18 protein-coding genes and 1 pseudogene are annotated in these 19,012 nt (G+C 56.8%); 8 read left to right on the top strand and 11 right to left on the bottom strand.

The features are described from left to right. Positions 1–18 precede the first annotated feature (18 nt). The 7 genes from WFO70_RS17810 to WFO70_RS17780 form a co-directional block, all read right to left on the bottom strand. On the bottom strand, positions 19–1,356 hold the full coding sequence (locus tag WFO70_RS17810) for an MFS transporter (RefSeq protein ID WP_337017999.1): 1,338 nt from the start codon (positions 1,354–1,356) through the stop codon (positions 19–21). Positions 1,357–1,441: 85 nt separating this feature from the next. Next, the gene (gene dgoD, locus WFO70_RS17805; protein ID WP_337017998.1) at positions 1,442–2,590 is read right to left on the bottom strand and encodes a galactonate dehydratase; all 1,149 of its coding nucleotides are present in this window, start codon (positions 2,588–2,590) and stop codon (positions 1,442–1,444) included. Further along, on the bottom strand, positions 2,587–3,204 hold the full coding sequence (locus tag WFO70_RS17800; RefSeq protein ID WP_337017996.1) for a 2-dehydro-3-deoxy-6-phosphogalactonate aldolase: 618 nt from the start codon (positions 3,202–3,204) through the stop codon (positions 2,587–2,589). Before WFO70_RS17800 ends, dgoD begins: the two co-directional genes overlap by 4 nt. Then, positions 3,188–4,066, bottom strand: coding sequence for a 2-dehydro-3-deoxygalactonokinase (locus WFO70_RS17795; protein ID WP_337017994.1), 879 nt, complete (start codon positions 4,064–4,066; stop codon positions 3,188–3,190). The genes WFO70_RS17800 and WFO70_RS17795 overlap by 17 nt, the downstream gene beginning before the upstream one ends. After that, the gene (gene dgoR, locus WFO70_RS17790; protein WP_337017992.1) at positions 4,063–4,752 is read right to left on the bottom strand and encodes a D-galactonate utilization transcriptional regulator DgoR; all 690 of its coding nucleotides are present in this window, start codon (positions 4,750–4,752) and stop codon (positions 4,063–4,065) included. The genes WFO70_RS17795 and dgoR overlap by 4 nt, the downstream gene beginning before the upstream one ends. 249 nt (positions 4,753–5,001) lie before the next feature. Further along, entirely contained in the window at positions 5,002–5,814 is an 813-nt protein-coding gene (gene yidA, locus WFO70_RS17785; RefSeq protein ID WP_337017990.1) for a sugar-phosphatase, read from the bottom strand. 115 nt (positions 5,815–5,929) lie between these two features. Further along, positions 5,930–6,955: a zinc-dependent alcohol dehydrogenase family protein gene (locus WFO70_RS17780; protein ID WP_337017988.1), complete on the bottom strand. Its 1,026-nt coding sequence runs from the start codon at positions 6,953–6,955 to the stop codon at positions 5,930–5,932. Between the two features lie 109 nt (positions 6,956–7,064). On the opposite strand from WFO70_RS17780, the gene WFO70_RS17775 reads away from it, so the two are divergent. Continuing rightward, positions 7,065–8,012: a LysR family transcriptional regulator gene (locus WFO70_RS17775; RefSeq protein ID WP_337017987.1), complete on the top strand. Its 948-nt coding sequence runs from the start codon at positions 7,065–7,067 to the stop codon at positions 8,010–8,012. Between the two features lie 32 nt (positions 8,013–8,044). Here WFO70_RS17775 and gyrB read toward each other — a convergent pair whose 3' ends face one another. From gyrB to dnaA, 4 genes are read right to left on the bottom strand one after another with little or no spacing between them, the layout of a single operon-like run. Further along, complete coding sequence (gyrB, locus tag WFO70_RS17770; RefSeq protein WP_337017986.1) at positions 8,045–10,459, bottom strand: DNA topoisomerase (ATP-hydrolyzing) subunit B; 2,415 nt, start codon at positions 10,457–10,459, stop codon at positions 8,045–8,047. A 28-nt stretch (positions 10,460–10,487) separates the two neighbouring features. Further along, positions 10,488–11,561 (bottom strand): DNA replication/repair protein RecF, encoded by a 1,074-nt coding sequence (recF, locus tag WFO70_RS17765; RefSeq protein WP_337017983.1) that lies wholly within the window; start codon positions 11,559–11,561, stop codon positions 10,488–10,490. Beyond that, positions 11,561–12,664, bottom strand: coding sequence for a DNA polymerase III subunit beta (gene dnaN / locus WFO70_RS17760; RefSeq protein ID WP_032615539.1), 1,104 nt, complete (start codon positions 12,662–12,664; stop codon positions 11,561–11,563). The genes recF and dnaN overlap by 1 nt, the downstream gene beginning before the upstream one ends. Positions 12,665–12,668: 4 nt before the next feature. Beyond that, positions 12,669–14,069 carry a chromosomal replication initiator protein DnaA gene (dnaA, locus tag WFO70_RS17755; protein ID WP_337017981.1) on the bottom strand — a complete coding sequence of 467 codons (1,401 nt, stop codon included), beginning with the start codon at positions 14,067–14,069 and terminating at the stop codon, positions 12,669–12,671. A 320-nt stretch (positions 14,070–14,389) separates the two neighbouring features. Between dnaA and WFO70_RS22550 the strand changes: the two are divergent. The 7 genes and pseudogenes from WFO70_RS22550 to tnaC all read left to right on the top strand — a co-directional run. Continuing rightward, a pseudogene (locus WFO70_RS22550) lies at positions 14,390–14,440 on the top strand (hypothetical protein); the annotation flags it as partial. A gap of 230 nt (positions 14,441–14,670) precedes the next feature. Continuing rightward, positions 14,671–14,811: a 50S ribosomal protein L34 gene (gene rpmH / locus WFO70_RS17750; RefSeq protein WP_000831330.1), complete on the top strand. Its 141-nt coding sequence runs from the start codon at positions 14,671–14,673 to the stop codon at positions 14,809–14,811. 16 nt (positions 14,812–14,827) lie between these two features. Next, on the top strand, positions 14,828–15,187 hold the full coding sequence (rnpA, locus tag WFO70_RS17745) for a ribonuclease P protein component (protein WP_014072458.1): 360 nt from the start codon (positions 14,828–14,830) through the stop codon (positions 15,185–15,187). Continuing rightward, positions 15,151–15,408, top strand: coding sequence for a membrane protein insertion efficiency factor YidD (gene yidD, locus WFO70_RS17740; RefSeq protein WP_015585463.1), 258 nt, complete (start codon positions 15,151–15,153; stop codon positions 15,406–15,408). Before rnpA ends, yidD begins: the two co-directional genes overlap by 37 nt. A gap of 2 nt (positions 15,409–15,410) precedes the next feature. Continuing rightward, the gene (gene yidC, locus WFO70_RS17735; RefSeq protein ID WP_337017979.1) at positions 15,411–17,051 is read left to right on the top strand and encodes a membrane protein insertase YidC; all 1,641 of its coding nucleotides are present in this window, start codon (positions 15,411–15,413) and stop codon (positions 17,049–17,051) included. A 103-nt stretch (positions 17,052–17,154) separates the two neighbouring features. Further along, positions 17,155–18,519: a tRNA uridine-5-carboxymethylaminomethyl(34) synthesis GTPase MnmE gene (mnmE, locus tag WFO70_RS17730; protein ID WP_337017977.1), complete on the top strand. Its 1,365-nt coding sequence runs from the start codon at positions 17,155–17,157 to the stop codon at positions 18,517–18,519. A 194-nt stretch (positions 18,520–18,713) separates the two neighbouring features. Next, entirely contained in the window at positions 18,714–18,791 is a 78-nt protein-coding gene (gene tnaC / locus WFO70_RS22545; RefSeq protein WP_442913401.1) for a tryptophanase leader peptide, read from the top strand. Positions 18,792–19,012: the final 221 nt, after the last annotated feature.

The raw sequence follows: 19,012 nt of genomic DNA, 5'->3' as shown, positions 1-19,012 counted from the left end.
GTATAGCATTGCCGGGAATTAGCCTACCCGTTTCACGTCACCCACCAGCAGGATGTAGGAGAGTGCGCCGATCAACGCTACCGCTGAGATATAGACCAGCGCCGGACCGAAACCGTAGTCCTGCGCCAGGTAGCCGATCACCAGCGGCACGGTGATCCCGCCCAGCCCGCCAACGAAGTTAAACACCCCGCCGGTGAGGCCAATCAGACGCATCGGTGCCAGGGACGATACCAGTGACCAGGTGATAGAGGCGAAGCCATTCCCGAAGAACGCAATCGCCATCAGGGTCATAATCCACACCGGATCGTTGGTGTAGTTCGCGCCCATGATGCAGGTGGAGATCAGCAGCCCGCAGATGATCGGCGTCTTACGCGCGATACCGAGGGAGTAGCCTTTTTTCACCAGTTTATCCGCCAGCCAGCCTGAGAGCAGTACGCCAACGAACGCGGCAAGGAACGGCACGGTGGTCATAAAGCCCGCCTTCAGCGCGGTAATGCCTTTCTCCTGGGTCAGGTAGTTCGGGAACCAGGTGAGGAAGAACCACAGCGTCGAGGTGACAGCAAACTGGCCGAGGTAAACGCCCACCAGCTTACGGTGGAACACCAGCTTCCAGTCGGCTTTGGTCAGCGGCTGACGCGCCTCTTTTTTGACCGGCGCATCGCCGTCCACCAGACCGCCGCCATCGCGGATGTAGTCCAGCTCGGCTTTGGTGATGCTTTTGGTCAGGCGCGGCGGCTGATAAACCTTAATCCAGATCAGCGACCAGATGATGCCGATCCCGCCGGTGACGATAAACACCCAGTGCCAGCTCAGCAGCTCCTGGATCCAGATCAGCAGCGGGGTCAGGAACGCCAGGCCGACAAACTGGCCGGAGGTATAGAACCCGACCGCAGAGGCGCGCTCATGCTCCGGGAACCAGCTGGTGACCATCCGGTTGTTGGTGGGGAATGCCGGGGCTTCGAAAATACCGGTGATGGCACGCAGGCCAATCAGCGACATCAGCCCGGTGGCAAAGCCCTGGAACAGGGTCGCCACGGACCAGCCGAAAATGGCGATAAAGTAGGTCAGGCGCGAACCCACGCGGTCGAGGAACCAGCCGCCCGGGATCTGGCAGAGCGTATAGAGCCAGGCAAAGGCCGAGAAGACATAGCCCATCTCCGCTTTGGTGATGCCAAACTCTTCCTGAATATGGGCCGAGGCCACGGCGAGGTTGGCGCGGTCGACATAACAGATGACCACGGTAATAAAGATCATCATCAGCGTCAGGTAACGGCGACGCCCGGTTTTGGTAGCAGTAACTGGAATATCCATCGCAATCTGTCTCCAGATTTTGGGCATAGCGAAGCCGCTCACCATGCCCTGTAAATTACAGAGGGTTATATTTTTATCTGTGAGAATTTTGCCCGGTGGCGCTACGCTTACCGGGCCTACGGGGTGGTGATTACCACTCCGCTACACTGCCGTCTTCGTGTCGCCATAACGGGTTACGCCAGTCCGGCGCATTTTTACTCAGCTCAATGACTTTGGCTTCGTCGATCTCCACGCCAAGGCCCGGCTTCGTTAACGGTTTGAAGAAACCGCCTTCCATGTTGAAATCTTCTTTGTTCTTCACAAAGTCGAGCAGCTCCGCGCCCTTGTTATAGTGAATGCCCATGCTCTGTTCCTGGAACACGGCGTTGCGGGAGACAAAGTCCACGTGCAGACAGGCGGCCAGCGCAATCGGCCCCAGCGGGCAGTGCGGCGCCAGCGCCACATCGTAAGCTTCGGCCATCCCGGCAATTTTGTAGCATTCGGTGATGCCGCCCGCGTGGGAGAGATCCGGCTGCAGGATGGCAACACCGCCCGCCTCCAGCACGCGTTTGAACTCGAAGCGCGAGAACATACGCTCACCCGCCGCGATAGGAATGTGGGTCTGTTCAGCCAGTTTCGGATAGTACTCCGCCTGCTCGGCCAGCACCGGCTCTTCGATAAACAGCGGGCGATACGGCTCCAGCTCTTTAATCAGCACTTTCGCCATCGGCGCGCTGACGCGGCCGTGGAAGTCCAGACCAAACTCAATCTCGTTGCCGAAGGCCTCGCGGATCTGCGCCACGGTATTCACCGCGCGATCCACCGCACGCGAGTTATCGATAATGCCCATCTCTTCGCAGCCGTTGAGCTTGAAGGTGTCGAACCCGATCCCGCGCAGCTTGTTAATACCGTCGATCACTTCCGCCGGACGGTCGCCCCCTACCCAGCTGTAAGCCTTGATCTTGTCGCGCACCAGGCCGCCCATCAGCTGCCAGACCGGCGCATTCAGCACTTTACCTTTGATATCCCACAGCGCCTGGTCGATACCGGCGATGGCGCTCATCATGATCGGGCCGCCGCGATAGAAGCCCGCGCGATACATTACCTGCCACAGGTCATTAATGCGTGCCGGATCCTGACCAATCAGGTAGTCGCCCAGCTCATGCACCGCCGCTTCAACGGTGCGCGCACGCCCTTCGATGACCGGTTCGCCCCAGCCAACCACCCCTTCGTCGGTTTCGATTTTCAGGAACATCCAACGCGGAGGTAAACGGTACGTGGTGAGTTTGGTTATTTTCATTTCACTGCCTCTCGATACGCTTTAACAAATGCCGCCGCCTGCTGCGCGGTACGTTCTACGGACTGCCCGGCGCGATAGAGATCGCTGCCCAGCCCCGCGCCGACACACCCGGCTTTCATCCACTGGTCCAGGTTTTCTGGCGTTACGCCGCCCACGGCAAAGACCGGTACGCTGGCGGGTAAGACCGCTTTCAGCGCTTTGATGTAATCCGGGCCAAAGGCCGACGACGGGAAAATTTTGAGCGACTGCGCGCCCGCATCGAGAGCGGTAAAGGCTTCTGTCGCCGTGGCGCATCCCGGGCAGACGGTCATGCCGTAGCCCACCGCACGGCGGATCACCTCAGGGTTGATATTGGGCGTCACAATGAGCTTGCAGCCCATCTTCGCCAGCCTGTCCACCTGCTCCGGCTGTAACACGGTGCCCGCGCCGATCAGCGCTCTGTCACCAAAGGCATCCACCACCGCCGGAATGCTTTTTTCCCACTCCGGTGAGTTGAGCGGGATTTCGACCGCGTCGAATCCGGCGTCGATAACCGCGCCAACGTGGGCTAACGCCTCGTCCGGGGTGATGCCGCGCAAAATAGCGATAAGGGGAAGATCAGTTTGCCACTGCATGAGCGATGCTCCTTATTCCTGCCTGAAATGCCGTGTCGCCCTCCACTGCCGCCACGTCACGGCCGATGGCGTGAAACGCCTGGCGGTAACGTGAGGTCAGCGATGAACCCGCGACGAGGGTGATGGACTGCTGCCCGGCGAACTGCTCGCTCAGGGTGGCGACTTCTGCGCCAATCAGCAGGCCCGATAAAAATTCGCTCACCTGCTCGCGGGGAAGGGATCCCAACACGTGCGAGGCGCGAACCTCAAAAAGCTGCGGCAAAACGGCAGGGGAAGCGAGCCCGCGTTCAAGCCCGGCGGCAAATGCCTCGGGGGAGGCATCCTGCACTGGCAGACCGGCACCGATCAGCGAATGCGCAAGCAGCAAATGGTGCAGTTCGCCGGTCATCACGGTGCGAAAATCGTGGATCTGCTCAGCATCGGCCTGCACCCATTTGCAGTGCGTTCCGGGCATCACGTAGACGGAAGAAGGAGAGAGCGTGCGCGCGCCGAGCAGCTGAGTCTCTTCGCCGCGCATCACGTTGTGGTTATCATCGCGGGAGACGCACAAGCCAGGAACGATCCAGACCTTGTCGCCAACGGACGTTAACTGCTCACCAATGGCAGAGAAATGAGCGGGAACCGGCAGATAAGGCGCGACTTTCCAGCCTACGTTGCTGCCGACCATGCCCGCCATGACCACCGGCGTGGCGTCGTCGCGCCAGTTTTGTGTCACCTCTGCTAACACCGCCTCGGGGGATTTACCGTTCAGACGCGTGACGCCTGCTTCGGATTGCCTGCTCTCCAGGCACTCTTCGCCCTGGTAGAGCCAGGCGCGCAGATTGGTCGATCCCCAGTCAATGGCGATGTAGCGAGATGTCATGTGATTTCCTTCAACCTTCGTGTTGAGCTGGCGATCATGGTTAACGCCGCCTGCTCTGCCGCATCGCTGTCCTGATGCCGGATCGCATCGAACAGCGCTTTATGTTCCTGGAGCGTCTTCGGCATGTTGGCCTCATCACCCATCCAGGTTCGTTCAAATACTGCTCGCTGTAGCGAGCTGATCGCCACGCTAAGCTGCTGTAACACCGGGTTATGCACCGACTGCAACACCGCCTCGTGATAGCGGATATCCGCTTCGTTAAAGGCATCCCGGTTCTGGTTGTTGGCGATCATGTCGTTTAAAGCCGACTCAATCTGCGCCAGGTCACCGGAGGTTGCGCGTTCCGCCGCCCAGCGGGCGATGGCCGGCTCGACCAGGTTTCGCACCTCGCTCATCGCGCCGATCAGCCGTGGGTCATAGTCGTTTTCCAGCACCCACTGCAGCACGTCGGTATCGAGGTAGTTCCACTGGTTGCGCGGGGCAACAAAGGCGCCGCGGTAACGCTTCATTTCAATCAGCCGCTTCGCCATCAGCGAGCGGAACACTTCCCGGATGATGTTGCGCGAGGTTTCAAACTCCTCACACAGCTCAGCTTCGGCGGGCAATGGCGAGCCGGGAACGTACTTGCCACCCACAATCTGGGTGCCCAGCGTAATGACGATGCGATCGGTTTTATTGAGAGTCATGGAGAGTCCTTGTGCTCTGTATGTCCATCACTACTTTACCGCGACCGCTGAATTTCGCCTCAATTTTGCAGTACAAACGTGACGCCATTCGTCATTGCCGTGGTGGTAATGTAGTACAATCACATAATGTTGTACTACAATCTGGATCACAAAAAGAACAATCCGTGAAAGGAATGTTAAAGAAAGGTTCCTGCAGGAATAAAAAAACCCGCACGGGTGCGGGTTATGAAGAGCGGGGTTTTGCGGATCTTAATTGAGGACAAACTTCTCAATAGCGTAAGCCACGCCGTCTTCGAGGTTGGATTTGGTAACGAAGTTAGCCACCTCTTTCACTGACGGGATCGCGTTCTCCATCGCCACGCCTAAGCCAGCATATTCCAGCATCGCAATGTCGTTTTCCTGATCGCCCAGGGTCATGATCTCTTCCGGTTTGATCCCCAGCGTGTCGGCCAGCGACTTCACGCCGGTGCCTTTATTGACGCGTTTATCGAGGATTTCGAGGAAGTACGGCGCACTTTTCAGCACGGTGTACTTCTCTTTCACGTCTGCCGGGATGCGGGCGATAGCCTGATCCAGAATGGCAGGCTCATCAATCATCATCACTTTCAGGAACTGGGTGGTCGGATCCATCTTATCCGCTTCGCAGAACACCAGCGGGATGGTGGCAACGAAGGATTCATGCACCGTGTAGTAGCTGATGTCGCGGTTGGCGGTGTAGAGCGTGTTGCGGTCGAGGGCGTGGAAGTGCGAGCCCACCTCGCGGGAGAGTTGTTCCAGATAGCGGTAATCGTCATAGCTCAGCGCCGTTTGCGCCACCGTGCTGCCGTCGGCCGCTTTCTGCACCAGCGCGCCGTTATAGGTAATGCAGTAATCACCTGGCTCACTCATATGCAGCTCTTTCAGGTAGCTATGAACGCCTGCGTATGGACGACCGGTGCACAGCACCACGTTCACGCCTTTCGCACGGGCTGCGGCGATGGCGTTTTTAACGGCAGGAGAGATAGTGTGGTCTGGCAGCAGCAGCGTGCCGTCCATGTCGATTGCAATGAGTTTGATAGCCATGAGTTCCCCGGGATAAATGAGTGCTGCCTCATGCTAACGCGATTAAGCCCACAAAAATAGAGCTACATTGTGCAACAAAAACACCCCTTTTACGCGCATCCCGGGGAACGACGACTCACTCGCGGGTGAGAACGATTTTACCAAACGCGCCGCGATCCAGATGTTCGAGCGCCTGTTCGAGTTCCTCAAAGCGGTAGCGATGTTCAATCACCGGTTTTAGCACCATGATATCAACGGCACGGACAAAATCTTCCAGCGCCCGGCGATGTCCCACGCCAATCCCTTGAATAACCGGGGATTTCAGCAGCAGTTCGCCAGCAGACAGAGAAATGTCCGTCCCGGCCAGCACGCCAATGACCGATATACGCCCGTGAACGGCAACGGCACGCAGGGAATGCTTCAGGTTCTCACCCCCCACGGTTTCGATAATATGGTCGATGCCGCGATCCTGCGTGAGCGCCAGCGTATTTTCAGCCCAGTCGCCTTTCAGCCGGTTGATGCCCTGACTGGCCCCCAGCTTTTTGGCCTGTGCCAGTTTTTCATCACTTCCCGAGGTAACAAACACCTCTGCGCCGTGCGCTTTTGCAATTTGCAGAGCGAAAATCGCTACGCCGCCTGTTCCCTGAACCAGCACCGATTGCCCGGCACGTAAATGACCGCGTTCCACCAGCGCGAACCATGCAGTAAGGCCTGCGCAGGGTAAGGTGCTGGCCTCTGCGTCATCCAGGGTCTCCGGAGAGGTCACCAGCGCGTCTTCACTCACAATCACATATTCGGCCAACATGCCCTGAAAGTATCCACCGGAGGTTTTATAGGGCAAAGTGCGCGCGTCCGCCTGCGGCTTACCGTCGATCCACTCAGGGAAGAAGGTTGATGTGACGCGCGCGCCAGGTTTGAAACGTGTAACACCTTCGCCGATGCTGTCCACCACGCCCGCCATATCCGATCCTGGGGTAAAGGGGAAGGTACGCGAAATCGGCATGATGCCTTCAATAACCAGCTTATCGCGATAGTTGAGCGCGACGGCATTTACCCGCACGCGTACTTCCCCGGGGCCCGGCTGTGGAACAGGCTCCTGAATAAGTGTGAGGTTTTTGCGCCCGAGGGCGTTCATTGACCAGCGTTGCATGTTCTCTGTCATTTTTTTCTCCTGCCATCAAATGAGCTTCAGTACTGACAGTTTAACGTTGACGCAGAATCTCCAGTGGCGATAACTTTTCCCACTATTGACGCCATAATGGAGACAATCCATGACCAGTACGCTGAAGGATATTCCCGTTTTTGTGGCCGCCGTTGAGGCGGGAAGTTTTGCGCAGGCTGCAATCCGTTTGCATTTGTCGCGCTCGGCGGTGGGAAAGAGCATCGCCCGGCTTGAAGAGCGTCTGGGGGTACGTCTGTTTCAACGCACAACTCGTAGCCAGAGCCTGACCGATAACGGGGCCCTTTTTTATGAGCGCTGCCTGCGCGCGCTGGAGGAGATACGTGGCGCAGAATCCCTGCTGGAAACAGGGAAACAGCAGGTGAGTGGCCGCCTGCGAGTCGCCATGCCGGTCCTGTTTGGTCGGCAGTGCATCGCCCCGCTGCTGATAGAGCTGGCGCAGGAGCATCCCGGACTTGAACTGGAAATGTCATTCAGCGATCGCGTGGTGGATCTGGTGGAAGAAGGGTTTGATATGGCGGTGCGCAACGGCACGCTGGCGGACAGCGCCGCGCTGGTTGCCAGACGACTGGGAGAACACAGAATGATCCTGTGTGCCGCGCCGGACTATCTGATGAAAAAAGGCCAGCCAGCAACCGTTGCCGATTTACGCCAGCATACGGCTATTAACTATCTGCGTGCAGGCCGAGTTTTACCCTGGCAGCTCGCGGATAGCGAAGGTACACCGCAGACAATCATGCCTCAGTCATCGCTTAATATGGATGATTTACAAGCTATCTGCGACGCGGCGTTAGCCGGACACGGTATTGCATGGTTACCCTGCTGGATGGTGCGCAAAGAAATCAGGCATGGAAAACTTATCCCGCTCTTTAAACAGGCCCCGGATGTGCGTTTCGACGTTCATGCGGTCTGGCAGCAGACGCCCCATCTGCCGTTACGGGTGAGAATGGCTATTGATACGCTGGTCAGCCGTTTACCCTCAGTCATGGCGTTGGATCCGGAGACTGACGCTCCTGCGCCAATAAAAAAGCCGCGCTAAATGCGCGGCCTTTGTGTTGCGGAGTAACGACATTAAATATCGATGTTCGCCGCTTTCAGGGCGTTCTCTTCGATAAAGGCACGACGTGGTTCAACCGCATCACCCATCAGGGTGGTAAACAGCTGGTCCGCTGCAATCGCGTCTTTTACGGTAACGCGCAGCATACGGCGGCTTTCCGGATCCATGGTGGTCTCCCACAGCTGATCCGGGTTCATCTCGCCCAGACCTTTATAGCGCTGAATGGAGAGGCCACGACGGGACTCTTTCACCAGCCACTCCAGCGCCTGCTCGAAGCTGGCTACCGGCTGACGGCGTTCGCCACGTTCGATGAACGCATCATCTTCGATCAGACCGCGCAGCTTCTCGCCCAGAGTACAGATACGACGGTACTCCGCACCGGTCACAAACTCCTGATCCAGCGGGTAGTCGGTATCCACACCGTGGGTACGCACGCGGATCACCGGCTCGAACTGCTGCAGCTCGGTGTTCTCGTTGACGTCGAACTTCCACTGGCTGCCGTGCTGCTCGTTCTCGTTCAGATCGGTCACCAGGGTGTTCACCCAACGGGTCACGGCCTGCTCGTTGCTGAGGTCGGCTTCGGACAGGGTCGGCTGATAGACCAGCGCTTTCAGTAGCGTGCGCGGGAAGCGACGCTCCATGCGGCCAATCATCTTCTGGGTGGCGTTGAACTCAGACACCAGACGCTCCAGCGGTTCACCCGCCAGCGCCGGGGCGCTTGAGTTGGCGTGCAGGGTCGCACCGTCAAGGGCGATAGCGATCTGGTACTGATCCATCGCTTCGTCGTCTTTGATGTACTGTTCCTGTTTGCCTTTCTTCACTTTGTACAGCGGCGGCTGGGCAATGTAGACGTGACCACGCTCAACGATTTCCGGCATCTGACGGTAGAAGAAGGTCAACAGCAGCGTACGGATGTGCGAGCCGTCGACGTCCGCATCGGTCATGATGATGATGCTGTGATAGCGCAGCTTGTCCGGGTTGTATTCGTCACGGCCAATGCCGCAACCCAGGGCGGTGATCAGCGTCGCCACTTCCTGAGAGGAGAGCATCTTGTCGAAGCGCGCCTTCTCAACGTTAAGGATTTTACCCTTCAGCGGCAGGATCGCCTGGTTCTTACGGTTACGGCCCTGCTTGGCAGAACCGCCCGCGGAGTCCCCTTCCACGAGGTACAGTTCGGACAGCGCCGGGTCGCGTTCCTGGCAGTCCGCCAGTTTGCCCGGCAGGCCTGCTAAGTCCAGCGCGCCTTTACGACGGGTCATTTCACGGGCTTTACGCGCCGCTTCACGGGCACGGGCCGCATCGATAATTTTGCCGACCACGATTTTGGCGTCGGATGGGTTTTCCAACAGGTATTCGCTCAGCAGTTCGTTCATCTGCTGTTCAACCGCCGATTTCACCTCTGAAGAGACCAGCTTGTCTTTGGTCTGAGAGGAGAACTTCGGATCCGGCACTTTTACGGAGACAACAGCAATCAGGCCTTCACGGGCATCGTCACCGGTGGCGCTGACTTTCGCTTTTTTGCTGTAGCCTTCTTTGTCCATGTAGGCGTTCAGGGTACGGGTCATCGCCGTACGGAAGCCGACCAGGTGCGTACCGCCATCGCGCTGCGGGATGTTGTTGGTAAAGCAGTAGATATTTTCCTGGAAACCGTCGTTCCACTGCAGCGCCACTTCCACACCGATACCGTCTTTCTCGGTGGAGAAATAGAAGATGTTCGGGTGAATTGGCGTTTTGTTCTTGTTCAGGTACTCAACGAACGCCTTGATCCCGCCTTCGTAATGGAAGTGGTCTTCTTTGCCGTCGCGCTTGTCGCGCAGGCGGATAGAGACGCCGGAGTTCAGGAATGACAGCTCGCGCAGACGTTTGGCGAGGATCTCATATTCAAACTCGGTGACGTTGGTGAAGGTTTCATGGCTTGGCCAGAAACGGACCTGCGTGCCGGTGACGTCAGTTTCACCGGTCACCGCCAGCGGAGCCTGAGGCACGCCGTGGATGTAGGTTTGCTGATGCACTTTGCCTTCGCGGCGGATCAGCAGTTCCAGCTTCTGCGACAGGGCGTTAACCACAGAGACGCCAACGCCGTGCAGGCCGCCAGAAACCTTATAGGAGTTATCATCGAACTTACCGCCTGCGTGCAGGACGGTCATGATCACTTCCGCCGCAGAGACGCCCTCTTCCGGGTGGATACCGGTCGGGATGCCACGGCCATCATCGGTTACGGAGACGGAGTTGTCGGCGTGGATGGTCACCACGATGTCTTTACAGTGACCCGCGAGCGCTTCGTCGATAGCGTTATCCACAACCTCAAATACCATGTGGTGCAGACCGGTGCCGTCATCCGTGTCGCCGATATACATACCCGGGCGCTTACGCACCGCATCCAGCCCTTTCAGGACTTTGATACTGGAGGAGTCATAAGAATTCGACATCAACGTTTCTCGCTCATTTATTCTTGGGTTAATCCGTTATTTTACCCTTTTCCACGGTGAACATCTTCGAATTTTTGTCCGACATGTCCATTACGTGTTCAGCGCTGATGGCGCTGACGAAAACCTGCGACTGCGTGGCTTTTAAGCGGCTGGCAAGCAGCCCGCGCCGCGCGTCGTCGAGTTCCGAGGCAAAATCATCAATCAGGTACAGGCAGCGTCGCCCGCTTTCGCGGGTTAAGAACTCACCCTGCGCCAGGCGCAGGGCACACATCAGGAGTTTGAGCTGCCCACGTGACAAAGTATCTTCCACCGGCGCACCGTCGGCACGAATGCGGAAATCCGCCTTGTGCGGGCCGTGCGCGGTGTAGGTCAACATGCGATCGCGCTCGAAGCTTCGCTCCAGCACCTCGGCATAGTCGGTCTCTTTCTCCCAGCCGCGCTGGAAGGAGAAGCTCAGAGAGAACTCGGGTAAAAACTGTTGGCAGGTATCCGCCATGTCCTGCGCGATCCCGGCGCTGTATTCGGCGCGCCAGCGGCTGATCTGCTCCGCCAGCGGGATCAACTCTTTGTCCCACGCCCGCAGTTGGGCGTAGCGGGTCACCTGGCGCAGCGCGGCATTACGCTGCTTGAGCAGCCGTTTCAGGTTGCTCCAGGCAGTGAAGAAGCCCGCTTCGTTATGGAAGCATCCCCAGTCGAGGAAGGCTCTTCTGTATTTGGGGCCGCCGTTGAGTAAAGTAAACCCCTCGGGGGTGATCAGCTGCATCGGCATTAGCAGTGCCAGCTCGGCGACTTTGTGTCCGTCGGTACCGTCGATGCGCACCTTGCTGTCGCCCTGCTTGTCTTTGGTCAGGCCGATGGCCGTTTCATGATCCTCGCCCTGCAAACGGCCATGCAGGATAAACGCCTCCTGCTCGTGGCGAATAACGCGGCCAATCTGCAAACTGCGAAACGCCCGGCCATGGCCGAGCGTATAGATGGCTTCCAGCACGCTGGTTTTGCCACTGCCGTTGGCGCCAACCAGGAAATTAAAGCCGGGGGATAAAGCGAGATCCGCGCTTTCGATATTGCGAAAGTCGCGGATCAACAGGCGGGTGAGCGACATTACAGTCTCATTGGCATGACAACGTAGGCTGCCGACTGTGATGCGGCATCTTCAATCTGTACGCTCGACACGGAGTCCGTCAGCAGAATGCGCACGTTCTCGCACTTCAGCGCGTTCAGCACATCCAGCACGTAACTGACGTTAAAGCCGATTTCCATTTCGGTGCCCGCTGCATAGGTGACATCGAGGATCTCTTCGGCCTCTTCCTGCTCCGGGTTGTTCGCCGTGATCTTCAGCTGATTTTCGCTGACATACAGGCGCACGCCGCGGAACTTCTCGTTAGAGAGGATCGCCGCACGGGCAAAGGCCTGCTTCAGGATATCGCAGCCCGCTTCCAGCGTTTTGTCCGGGTTCTTCGGCAAGACGCGACGATAGTCCGGGAAACGACCATCCACCAGTTTGGAGGTAAAGATGAAATCACCGACGTGGGCACGGATATTGTTGCTGCCGATCTGCACGCGCAGCGGGGTTTCGCCGCCGTCGAGCATACGCATCAGCTCAATCACGCCTTTACGCGGGACGATCACCGAATGGTTCGGCAGGCTCACGCCAATCGGCATGGAGCAGACCGCCAGGCGGTGGCCGTCGGTGGCCACGGTACGCAGCTCTTCCCCTTCGGTTTCGAACAGCATGCCGTTCAGGTAGTAACGAACGTCCTGATGCGCCATCGAGAACTGGGTGGCTTCAATCAGGCGCTTCATGGTCGCCTGCGGCAGGGTGAATTCAACTTCGCTCTGCCAGTCATCGAGGTTCGGGAAGTCGATAGCCGGGAGCGTGGAGAGCGAGAAGCGGCTGCGGCCAGAGCGCACCAGCATACGGTCGCCCTCCAGCTGCACGGCGATCTCTGCCCCTTCAGGCAGGCCACGGCAGATATCAAAGAACTTACGCGCCGGAACGGTGGTTGCGCCCGCTTCGTGAGGCTGAGAAAGCGTCACGCGTGCGACCATTTCCATCTCGAGATCGGTGCCGGTCAAAGACAGGGTGCCGTCCGCGACCTGCAGCAGCAGGTTACCGAGAATAGGCAGCGTCGGGCGGCCGCCTAAGGGGCCACTCACCTGTTGCAGCGGTTTTAATAAGTGTTCACGTTCAACGGTAAATTTCATAGCGTCACGAAGATAATGTTCTGATTAAATTGGAGAAGTCTTCTTTTATGTCGTGGCTTTCTTCACGCAGCTGCTCGATCTTACGACAGGCGTGCAGCACGGTAGTATGGTCACGGCCACCAAACGCATCGCCGATTTCCGGCAGGCTGTGGTTGGTCAGTTCCTTTGCCAGCGCCATCGCCATCTGGCGCGGTCTCGCTACCGAGCGGGAACGGCGTTTAGACAGCAAGTCCGCCACTTTAATTTTGTAGTACTCCGCCACCGTCTTCTGAATATTGTCGATGGTGACCAGTTTTTCCTGCAATGCCAGCAAATCGCGCAGCGCTTCACGCACGAAATCGATGGTGATCGCCCGTCCGGTAAAGTTGGCGTTAGCGATGACGCGGTTCAGTGCCCCTTCCAGCTCACGAACGTTGGAACGCAGGCGCTTGGCAATAAAGAACGCCACCTCGCCCGGCAGACGAATGTCGTTCTCGTCGGCCTTTTTCATCAGGATCGCCACGCGGGTTTCCAGCTCTGGCGGTTCGATCGCCACGGTCAGGCCCCAGCCGAAGCGGGATTTCAAACGATCCTCAACCCCGTTGATCTCTTTCGGATAGCGATCCGAGGTCAAGATGATCTGCTGATTGCCTTCCAGCAGGGCATTAAAGGTGTGGAAAAACTCTTCCTGGGATCGTTCTTTATTGGCAAAGAATTGAATGTCATCGATCAGCAGCGCATCAACGGAGCGGTAGTAGCGTTTAAACTCTTCGATCGCGTTGTTTTGCAGGGCTTTAACCATATCCTGAACGAAGCGCTCGGAGTGCATATACACCACTTTGGCATTTGGCTTGCGCGCCATGATGCCATTGCCGACCGCATGCAGCAGGTGCGTTTTACCCAGACCGGTGCCGCCATAAAGGAACAGCGGGTTATAGGCACCGCCCGGGTTATCCGCGACCTGGCGGGCCGCCGCGCGCGCCAGCTGGTTCGATTTACCTTCAACGAAGTTATCAAAGGTGTGTTTGACGTTAACGTTAGAGCGGTATGTCGGCTCTGCCGGAGCCGGGACGTTATCCCAGCCTGAGCGCGGCGCAGGGGCGACGCGCGGCATCTGAACCTGCGTGGTTTGCGCGGGCGCAGCAGCGACGTTAACGGTCTCTCTGAGGGTTTGGGTGACCGGTTTAGTGCCCACTTCGAAACGCAGCTGTGGGGCATCGGCACCGCAAAATTCGTTTAGCAGTCCATTGATGTTATTGAGGTATTTGTCCCTGACCCAATCGAGCACAAAACGGTTTGGCGCATACAAAGCCAGCGTGTTATCGCTCAGTTCCGCCTGCAACGGGCGGATCCACATACTGAATTCTGTGGCTGGTAACTCATCCTGCAATCGGGCAAGACACTGCTGCCAAAGCGAAAGTGACACGGCGGACTCCACTCGAACATAAAAAGAAAGCTATTGAATAGTCATGATTGTAGACACACGTCGAAAAGACCCGGCGTTTAAGGGGGACGTGCGAACCGCTCTTTGCGGTTTTAGTCCGACCAGGATCCTGGGATCCGATCGGGACCGCGGATCATAGCCTAAACTGAGCCAGAGATCTTCTGTTTCTCACAGTTTCTTCCCGATTTATCCACAGGAGGATCGAAACGGGGTAAGTGTAAACGATCCTGACGGAGCGCCCCCACGATTTAGGCCGCATATTGGAAAAATTAATGAGTAAAGACGATTTTTTGCTGAAATGATCTAACGAAGATCCTGGACGATCCTTGCGATTTACCCTGGAGCCCGTATAATTCCCCACCCGTCGCGTGGGACTCGAACACCTGCGTCTGACGCTGCTCAATTTGCACCCTAAAAACGTGCGGAAAGACGCGGGAAATAAGGAAAGAGAATTGACTCCGGAGTGTACAATTATTACAATCCGGCCTCTTTAATCACCCATGGCTTCGGCGTCCAGTGTTCGTTATTCGTTCGGACTCCATAAAAAGTCATTGAATTTATTCAAGTTTAGGTAGAAATCGCCATGAAACGCACTTTTCAACCGTCTGTACTGAAGCGCAACCGTTCTCACGGCTTCCGTGCTCGTATGGCTACTAAAAATGGTCGTCAGGTTCTGGCACGTCGTCGTGCTAAAGGCCGCGCTCGTCTGACCGTTTCCAAGTAATAAAGCTAACCCCTGCGTGGTTAAGCTAGCATTTCCCAGGGAGTTACGTTTGTTAACTCCCACTCATTTCACTTTCGTCTTCCAGCAGCCACAACGGGCTGGCACGCCGCAAATCACCATCCTCGGCCGCCAAAATTCGCTGGGGCATCCCCGTATCGGTCTTACTGTCGCCAAGAAAAACGTTAAGCGTGCGCATGAACGTAACCGGATTAAACGTCTGACGCGTGAAAGCTTCCGTTTACGTCAACATGAACTGCCTTCAATGGATTTCGTGGTGGTGGCTAAAAAAGGGGTTGCCGACCTCGATAACCGTGCTCTCTCGGAAGCGTTGGAAAAATTATGGCGCCGCCACTGTCGCCTGGCTCACGGGTCCTGATCGGCCTTATCCGGGTCTATCAACGCCTGATTAGTCCGCTACTCGGGCCACACTGCCGTTTCACACCGACATGCTCAAGCTACGGAATTGAGGCATTGCGCAGGTTTGGTGTGATAAAAGGCAGTTGGTTGACGGTGAAACGCGTATTAAAATGCCACCCTTTACACCCAGGTGGAGACGATCCCGTCCCTCCAGGACCTTTTGATACCAGAGAACACTAACGATGGATTCGCAACGCAATCTTCTTATCATCGCTTTGTTGTTCGTGTCTTTCATGATCTTCCAGGCTTGGGAGCAGGACAAAAATCCTCAACCTCAGCAGCAGGTCACGCAGACAACGACCACCGCAGCGGGTAGCGCCGCCGACCAGGGCGTACCGGCCAGTGGCCAGGGTAAACTGATTACGGTTAAGACCGATGTGCTTGAGCTGACTATCAACACCCGTGGTGGTGATGTTGAGCAAGCGCTGCTGGTAACTTACCCGAAAGAGCTCGGTTCTAACGAGCCGTTCCAGTTACTGGAAACCACGCCGCAGTTTATCTATCAGGCACAGAGCGGCCTGACCGGTCGTGATGGCCCGGATAACCCGGCTAATGGCGCACGTCCACTGTATAACGTCGATAAAGATGCGTTTGTCCTGGCTGATGGCCAGAACGAAATCGCGATCCCGATGACTTACACCGATGCAGCGGGCAACACCTTCACCAAAACCTTCACCCTGAAACGCGGTGAGTTTGCGGTGAACGTGGGCTATAGCGTGCAGAACACCAGCGAGAAACCGCTGGAGATCTCCACCTTTGGTCAGCTGAAGCAAACCATCAATCTGCCGACGCACCGTGACACCGGAAGCAACAACTTCGCGTTGCATACCTTCCGTGGCGCAGCGTACTCCACGCCAGATACCAAGTACGAGAAATACAAATTCGACACCATTGCCGATAACGAAAACCTGAACGTCAGCTCGAAAGGCGGTTGGGTGGCGATGCTGCAACAGTATTTCGCGACCGCCTGGGTGCCGAACAACGCCGGTTCCAACAACTTCTACACGGCAAACCTGAACGGCGTGGCCGCTATTGGCTATAAGTCTGAGCCAGTTCTGGTTCAGCCGGGTCAAACCGGTACCCTGGGCAGCACCCTGTGGGTTGGTCCGGAAATCCAGGACAAAATGGCTGCCGTGGCACCGCACCTGGATCTGACCGTAGACTACGGTTGGTTGTGGTTCATCTCTCAGCCGCTGTTCAAGCTGCTGAAGTTCATCCACAGCTTCCTGGGTAACTGGGGCTTCTCCATCATCGTTATCACCTTCATCGTTCGTGGCATCATGTACCCGCTGACCAAAGCGCAGTACACCTCCATGGCGAAGATGCGTATGCTGCAGCCGAAGATTGCGGCGATGCGTGAGCGTCTGGGCGATGATAAACAGCGTCAGAGCCAGGAGATGATGGCCCTGTATAAAGCCGAGAAAGTGAACCCACTGGGTGGCTGCTTCCCGCTGCTGATCCAGATGCCAATCTTCCTTGCGCTGTACTACATGCTGATGGGCTCCGTAGAGCTGCGCCATGCGCCGTTCGCCCTGTGGATCCATGACCTGTCCGCACAGGACCCGTACTACATCCTGCCGATCCTGATGGGCGTGACGATGTTCTTCATTCAGAAGATGTCGCCAACCACCGTGACCGACCCGATGCAGCAGAAGATCATGACCTTTATGCCGGTCATCTTCACCGTGTTCTTCCTGTGGTTCCCGTCAGGTCTGGTGCTGTACTATATCGTCAGCAACCTGGTAACCATCCTTCAGCAGCAGCTGATCTACCGTGGTCTGGAAAAACGTGGCCTGCATAGCCGCGAGAAGAAAAATTCCTGATTCTGAACAGGCCGGGTAAGCGAAGCGCCACCCGGCAAATGGAATATAAATTAAAGGGCGGTCTATGGACCGCCTTTTTTATTGGATTAAGAAGAGACAAACCATGAGCCATAACGACACTATCGTCGCCCAGGCAACCCCACCGGGACGCGGTGGTGTGGGCATCCTGCGTATCTCCGGCCTGAAGGCGCGCGAGGTAGCAGAAGCGGTGCTGGGTAAACTGCCCAAGCCGCGCTACGCCGACTATCTGCCGTTTAAAGATACCGACGGCACGGCGCTGGACCAGGGCATCGCGCTGTGGTTCCCGGGCCCGAACTCCTTTACCGGGGAAGACGTGCTCGAACTGCAGGGCCACGGCGGGCCGGTGATCCTCGACCTGCTGCTGAAGCGCATTCTGACCCTGCCGGGCCTGCGCATTGCGAAGCCGGGTGAGTTCTCCGAACGCGCCTTCCTGAACGATAAGCTGGATCTGGCCCAGGCCGAGGCGATTGCCGACCTGATCGACGCCAGCTCCGAACAGGCCGCCCGCTCGGCCCTGAACTCGTTACAGGGGGCCTTCTCTGCCCGTGTAAATCATCTTGTGGAAGCACTCACTCACCTGCGGATCTACGTGGAAGCGGCCATTGATTTCCCGGATGAGGAGATCGACTTCCTCTCCGATGGCAAAATCGAAGCCCAGCTTAACGACGTGATGGCCGATCTCGATGCCGTGCGTGCCGAAGCGCGTCAGGGTAGCCTGCTGCGCGAAGGGATGAAGGTGGTGATCGCCGGGCGTCCGAACGCCGGGAAATCGAGCCTGCTGAACGCCCTGGCGGGCCGTGAAGCGGCGATTGTCACCGACATTGCCGGCACCACCCGCGACGTGCTGCGCGAACATATTCATATCGACGGTATGCCGCTGCATATCATCGACACCGCCGGTCTGCGCGATGCCAGCGACGAAGTGGAGCGTATCGGTATCGAGCGCGCCTGGCAGGAGATCGAGCAGGCTGACCGGGTGCTGTTTATGGTGGACGGCACCACCACCGCGGCAGTGGACCCGGCGGAGATCTGGCCAGACTTTATCGCCCGTCTGCCGGCGAAACTGCCGATCACCGTGGTACGTAACAAAGCCGACGTCACCGGTGAAACGCTGGGCCTGAGTGATGTGAATGGTCACTCACTGATCCGCCTGTCGGCGCGTACCGGCGAGGGCGTGGAGGCGCTGCGCAACCATCTGAAACAGAGCATGGGCTTTGATACCAGCATGGAGGGCGGTTTCCTTGCCCGTCGTCGCCACCTGCAAGCGCTTGAACAGGCGGCGATGCATCTGGATCAGGGCAAAGCCCAGCTGCTGGGTGCCTGGGCCGGAGAGCTGCTGGCGGAGGAGCTGCGTCTGGCGCAGCAGGCGTTAAGCGAGATCACCGGCGAGTTTACCTCGGATGACCTGCTGGGGCGCATCTTCTCCAGCTTCTGCATCGGGAAATAAACCCCTTTCAGCCCTGTGCTAAAAAGCCGCATAACACCTTTGTTATTGCGGCTTTTTCCTTTTCTATATTGCCTGAATAAATACCAAATATATTTGTTATATTCTCTGTGATTACAATCACAATTAATATACCTGCACATAGACAAATATTCTCATTCGAATAGTGTAGTAGCGTGTCTAATGAGGATAAATCAATGATGATTATCTTAAATACATATCTCACTTCTAAGTGGTTCAATATTGACAATAAAATTGTCAATCACCATCCGTAATCTCCCTTTGCCTCTCATTCTCTATGCAACCAGAATAGATTAACACTCTATTTATTCGGTATGCCTGAAATCATTGCGCCCTTAAGGCTGCAATTGCGCCTCTGCACGCCGCTGTCGGTGGAATATATTCTCCCGGTTGCGTAGCGGTATGGCTCAATCAGGCACGCCTGACTTTATGGTTATTTAAAATAGCCACCAGCACCGCTGGGATAAAAACAGGA

Origin of the sequence: Leclercia sp. AS011 (assembly GCF_037152535.1) — a bacterium.
Lineage (GTDB): Bacteria > Pseudomonadota > Gammaproteobacteria > Enterobacterales > Enterobacteriaceae > Enterobacter.
Note: the sequence above shows the minus strand (reverse complement) of the source record. Positions and strands in the feature narration are given on the sequence as shown.

Coding starts and splice junctions, on each gene's coding strand:
- WFO70_RS17795 (WP_337017994.1), bottom strand. CDS start 4,066: ATGACATCTCGCTACATCGCCATTGACTGGGGATCGACCAATCTGCGC.
- rpmH (WP_000831330.1), top strand. CDS start 14,671: ATGAAACGCACTTTTCAACCGTCTGTACTGAAGCGCAACCGTTCTCAC.
- dnaN (WP_032615539.1), bottom strand. CDS start 12,664: ATGAAATTTACCGTTGAACGTGAACACTTATTAAAACCGCTGCAACAG.
- yidA (WP_337017990.1), bottom strand. CDS start 5,814: ATGGCTATCAAACTCATTGCAATCGACATGGACGGCACGCTGCTGCTG.
- WFO70_RS17775 (WP_337017987.1), top strand. CDS start 7,065: ATGACCAGTACGCTGAAGGATATTCCCGTTTTTGTGGCCGCCGTTGAG.
- dgoR (WP_337017992.1), bottom strand. CDS start 4,752: ATGACTCTCAATAAAACCGATCGCATCGTCATTACGCTGGGCACCCAG.
- recF (WP_337017983.1), bottom strand. CDS start 11,561: ATGTCGCTCACCCGCCTGTTGATCCGCGACTTTCGCAATATCGAAAGC.
- tnaC (WP_442913401.1), top strand. CDS start 18,714: ATGATGATTATCTTAAATACATATCTCACTTCTAAGTGGTTCAATATT.
- gyrB (WP_337017986.1), bottom strand. CDS start 10,459: ATGTCGAATTCTTATGACTCCTCCAGTATCAAAGTCCTGAAAGGGCTG.
- WFO70_RS17800 (WP_337017996.1), bottom strand. CDS start 3,204: ATGCAGTGGCAAACTGATCTTCCCCTTATCGCTATTTTGCGCGGCATC.
- WFO70_RS17780 (WP_337017988.1), bottom strand. CDS start 6,955: ATGACAGAGAACATGCAACGCTGGTCAATGAACGCCCTCGGGCGCAAA.
- dgoD (WP_337017998.1), bottom strand. CDS start 2,590: ATGAAAATAACCAAACTCACCACGTACCGTTTACCTCCGCGTTGGATG.
- yidD (WP_015585463.1), top strand. CDS start 15,151: ATGGCGCCGCCACTGTCGCCTGGCTCACGGGTCCTGATCGGCCTTATC.
- mnmE (WP_337017977.1), top strand. CDS start 17,155: ATGAGCCATAACGACACTATCGTCGCCCAGGCAACCCCACCGGGACGC.
- WFO70_RS17810 (WP_337017999.1), bottom strand. CDS start 1,356: ATGGTGAGCGGCTTCGCTATGCCCAAAATCTGGAGACAGATTGCGATG.
- yidC (WP_337017979.1), top strand. CDS start 15,411: ATGGATTCGCAACGCAATCTTCTTATCATCGCTTTGTTGTTCGTGTCT.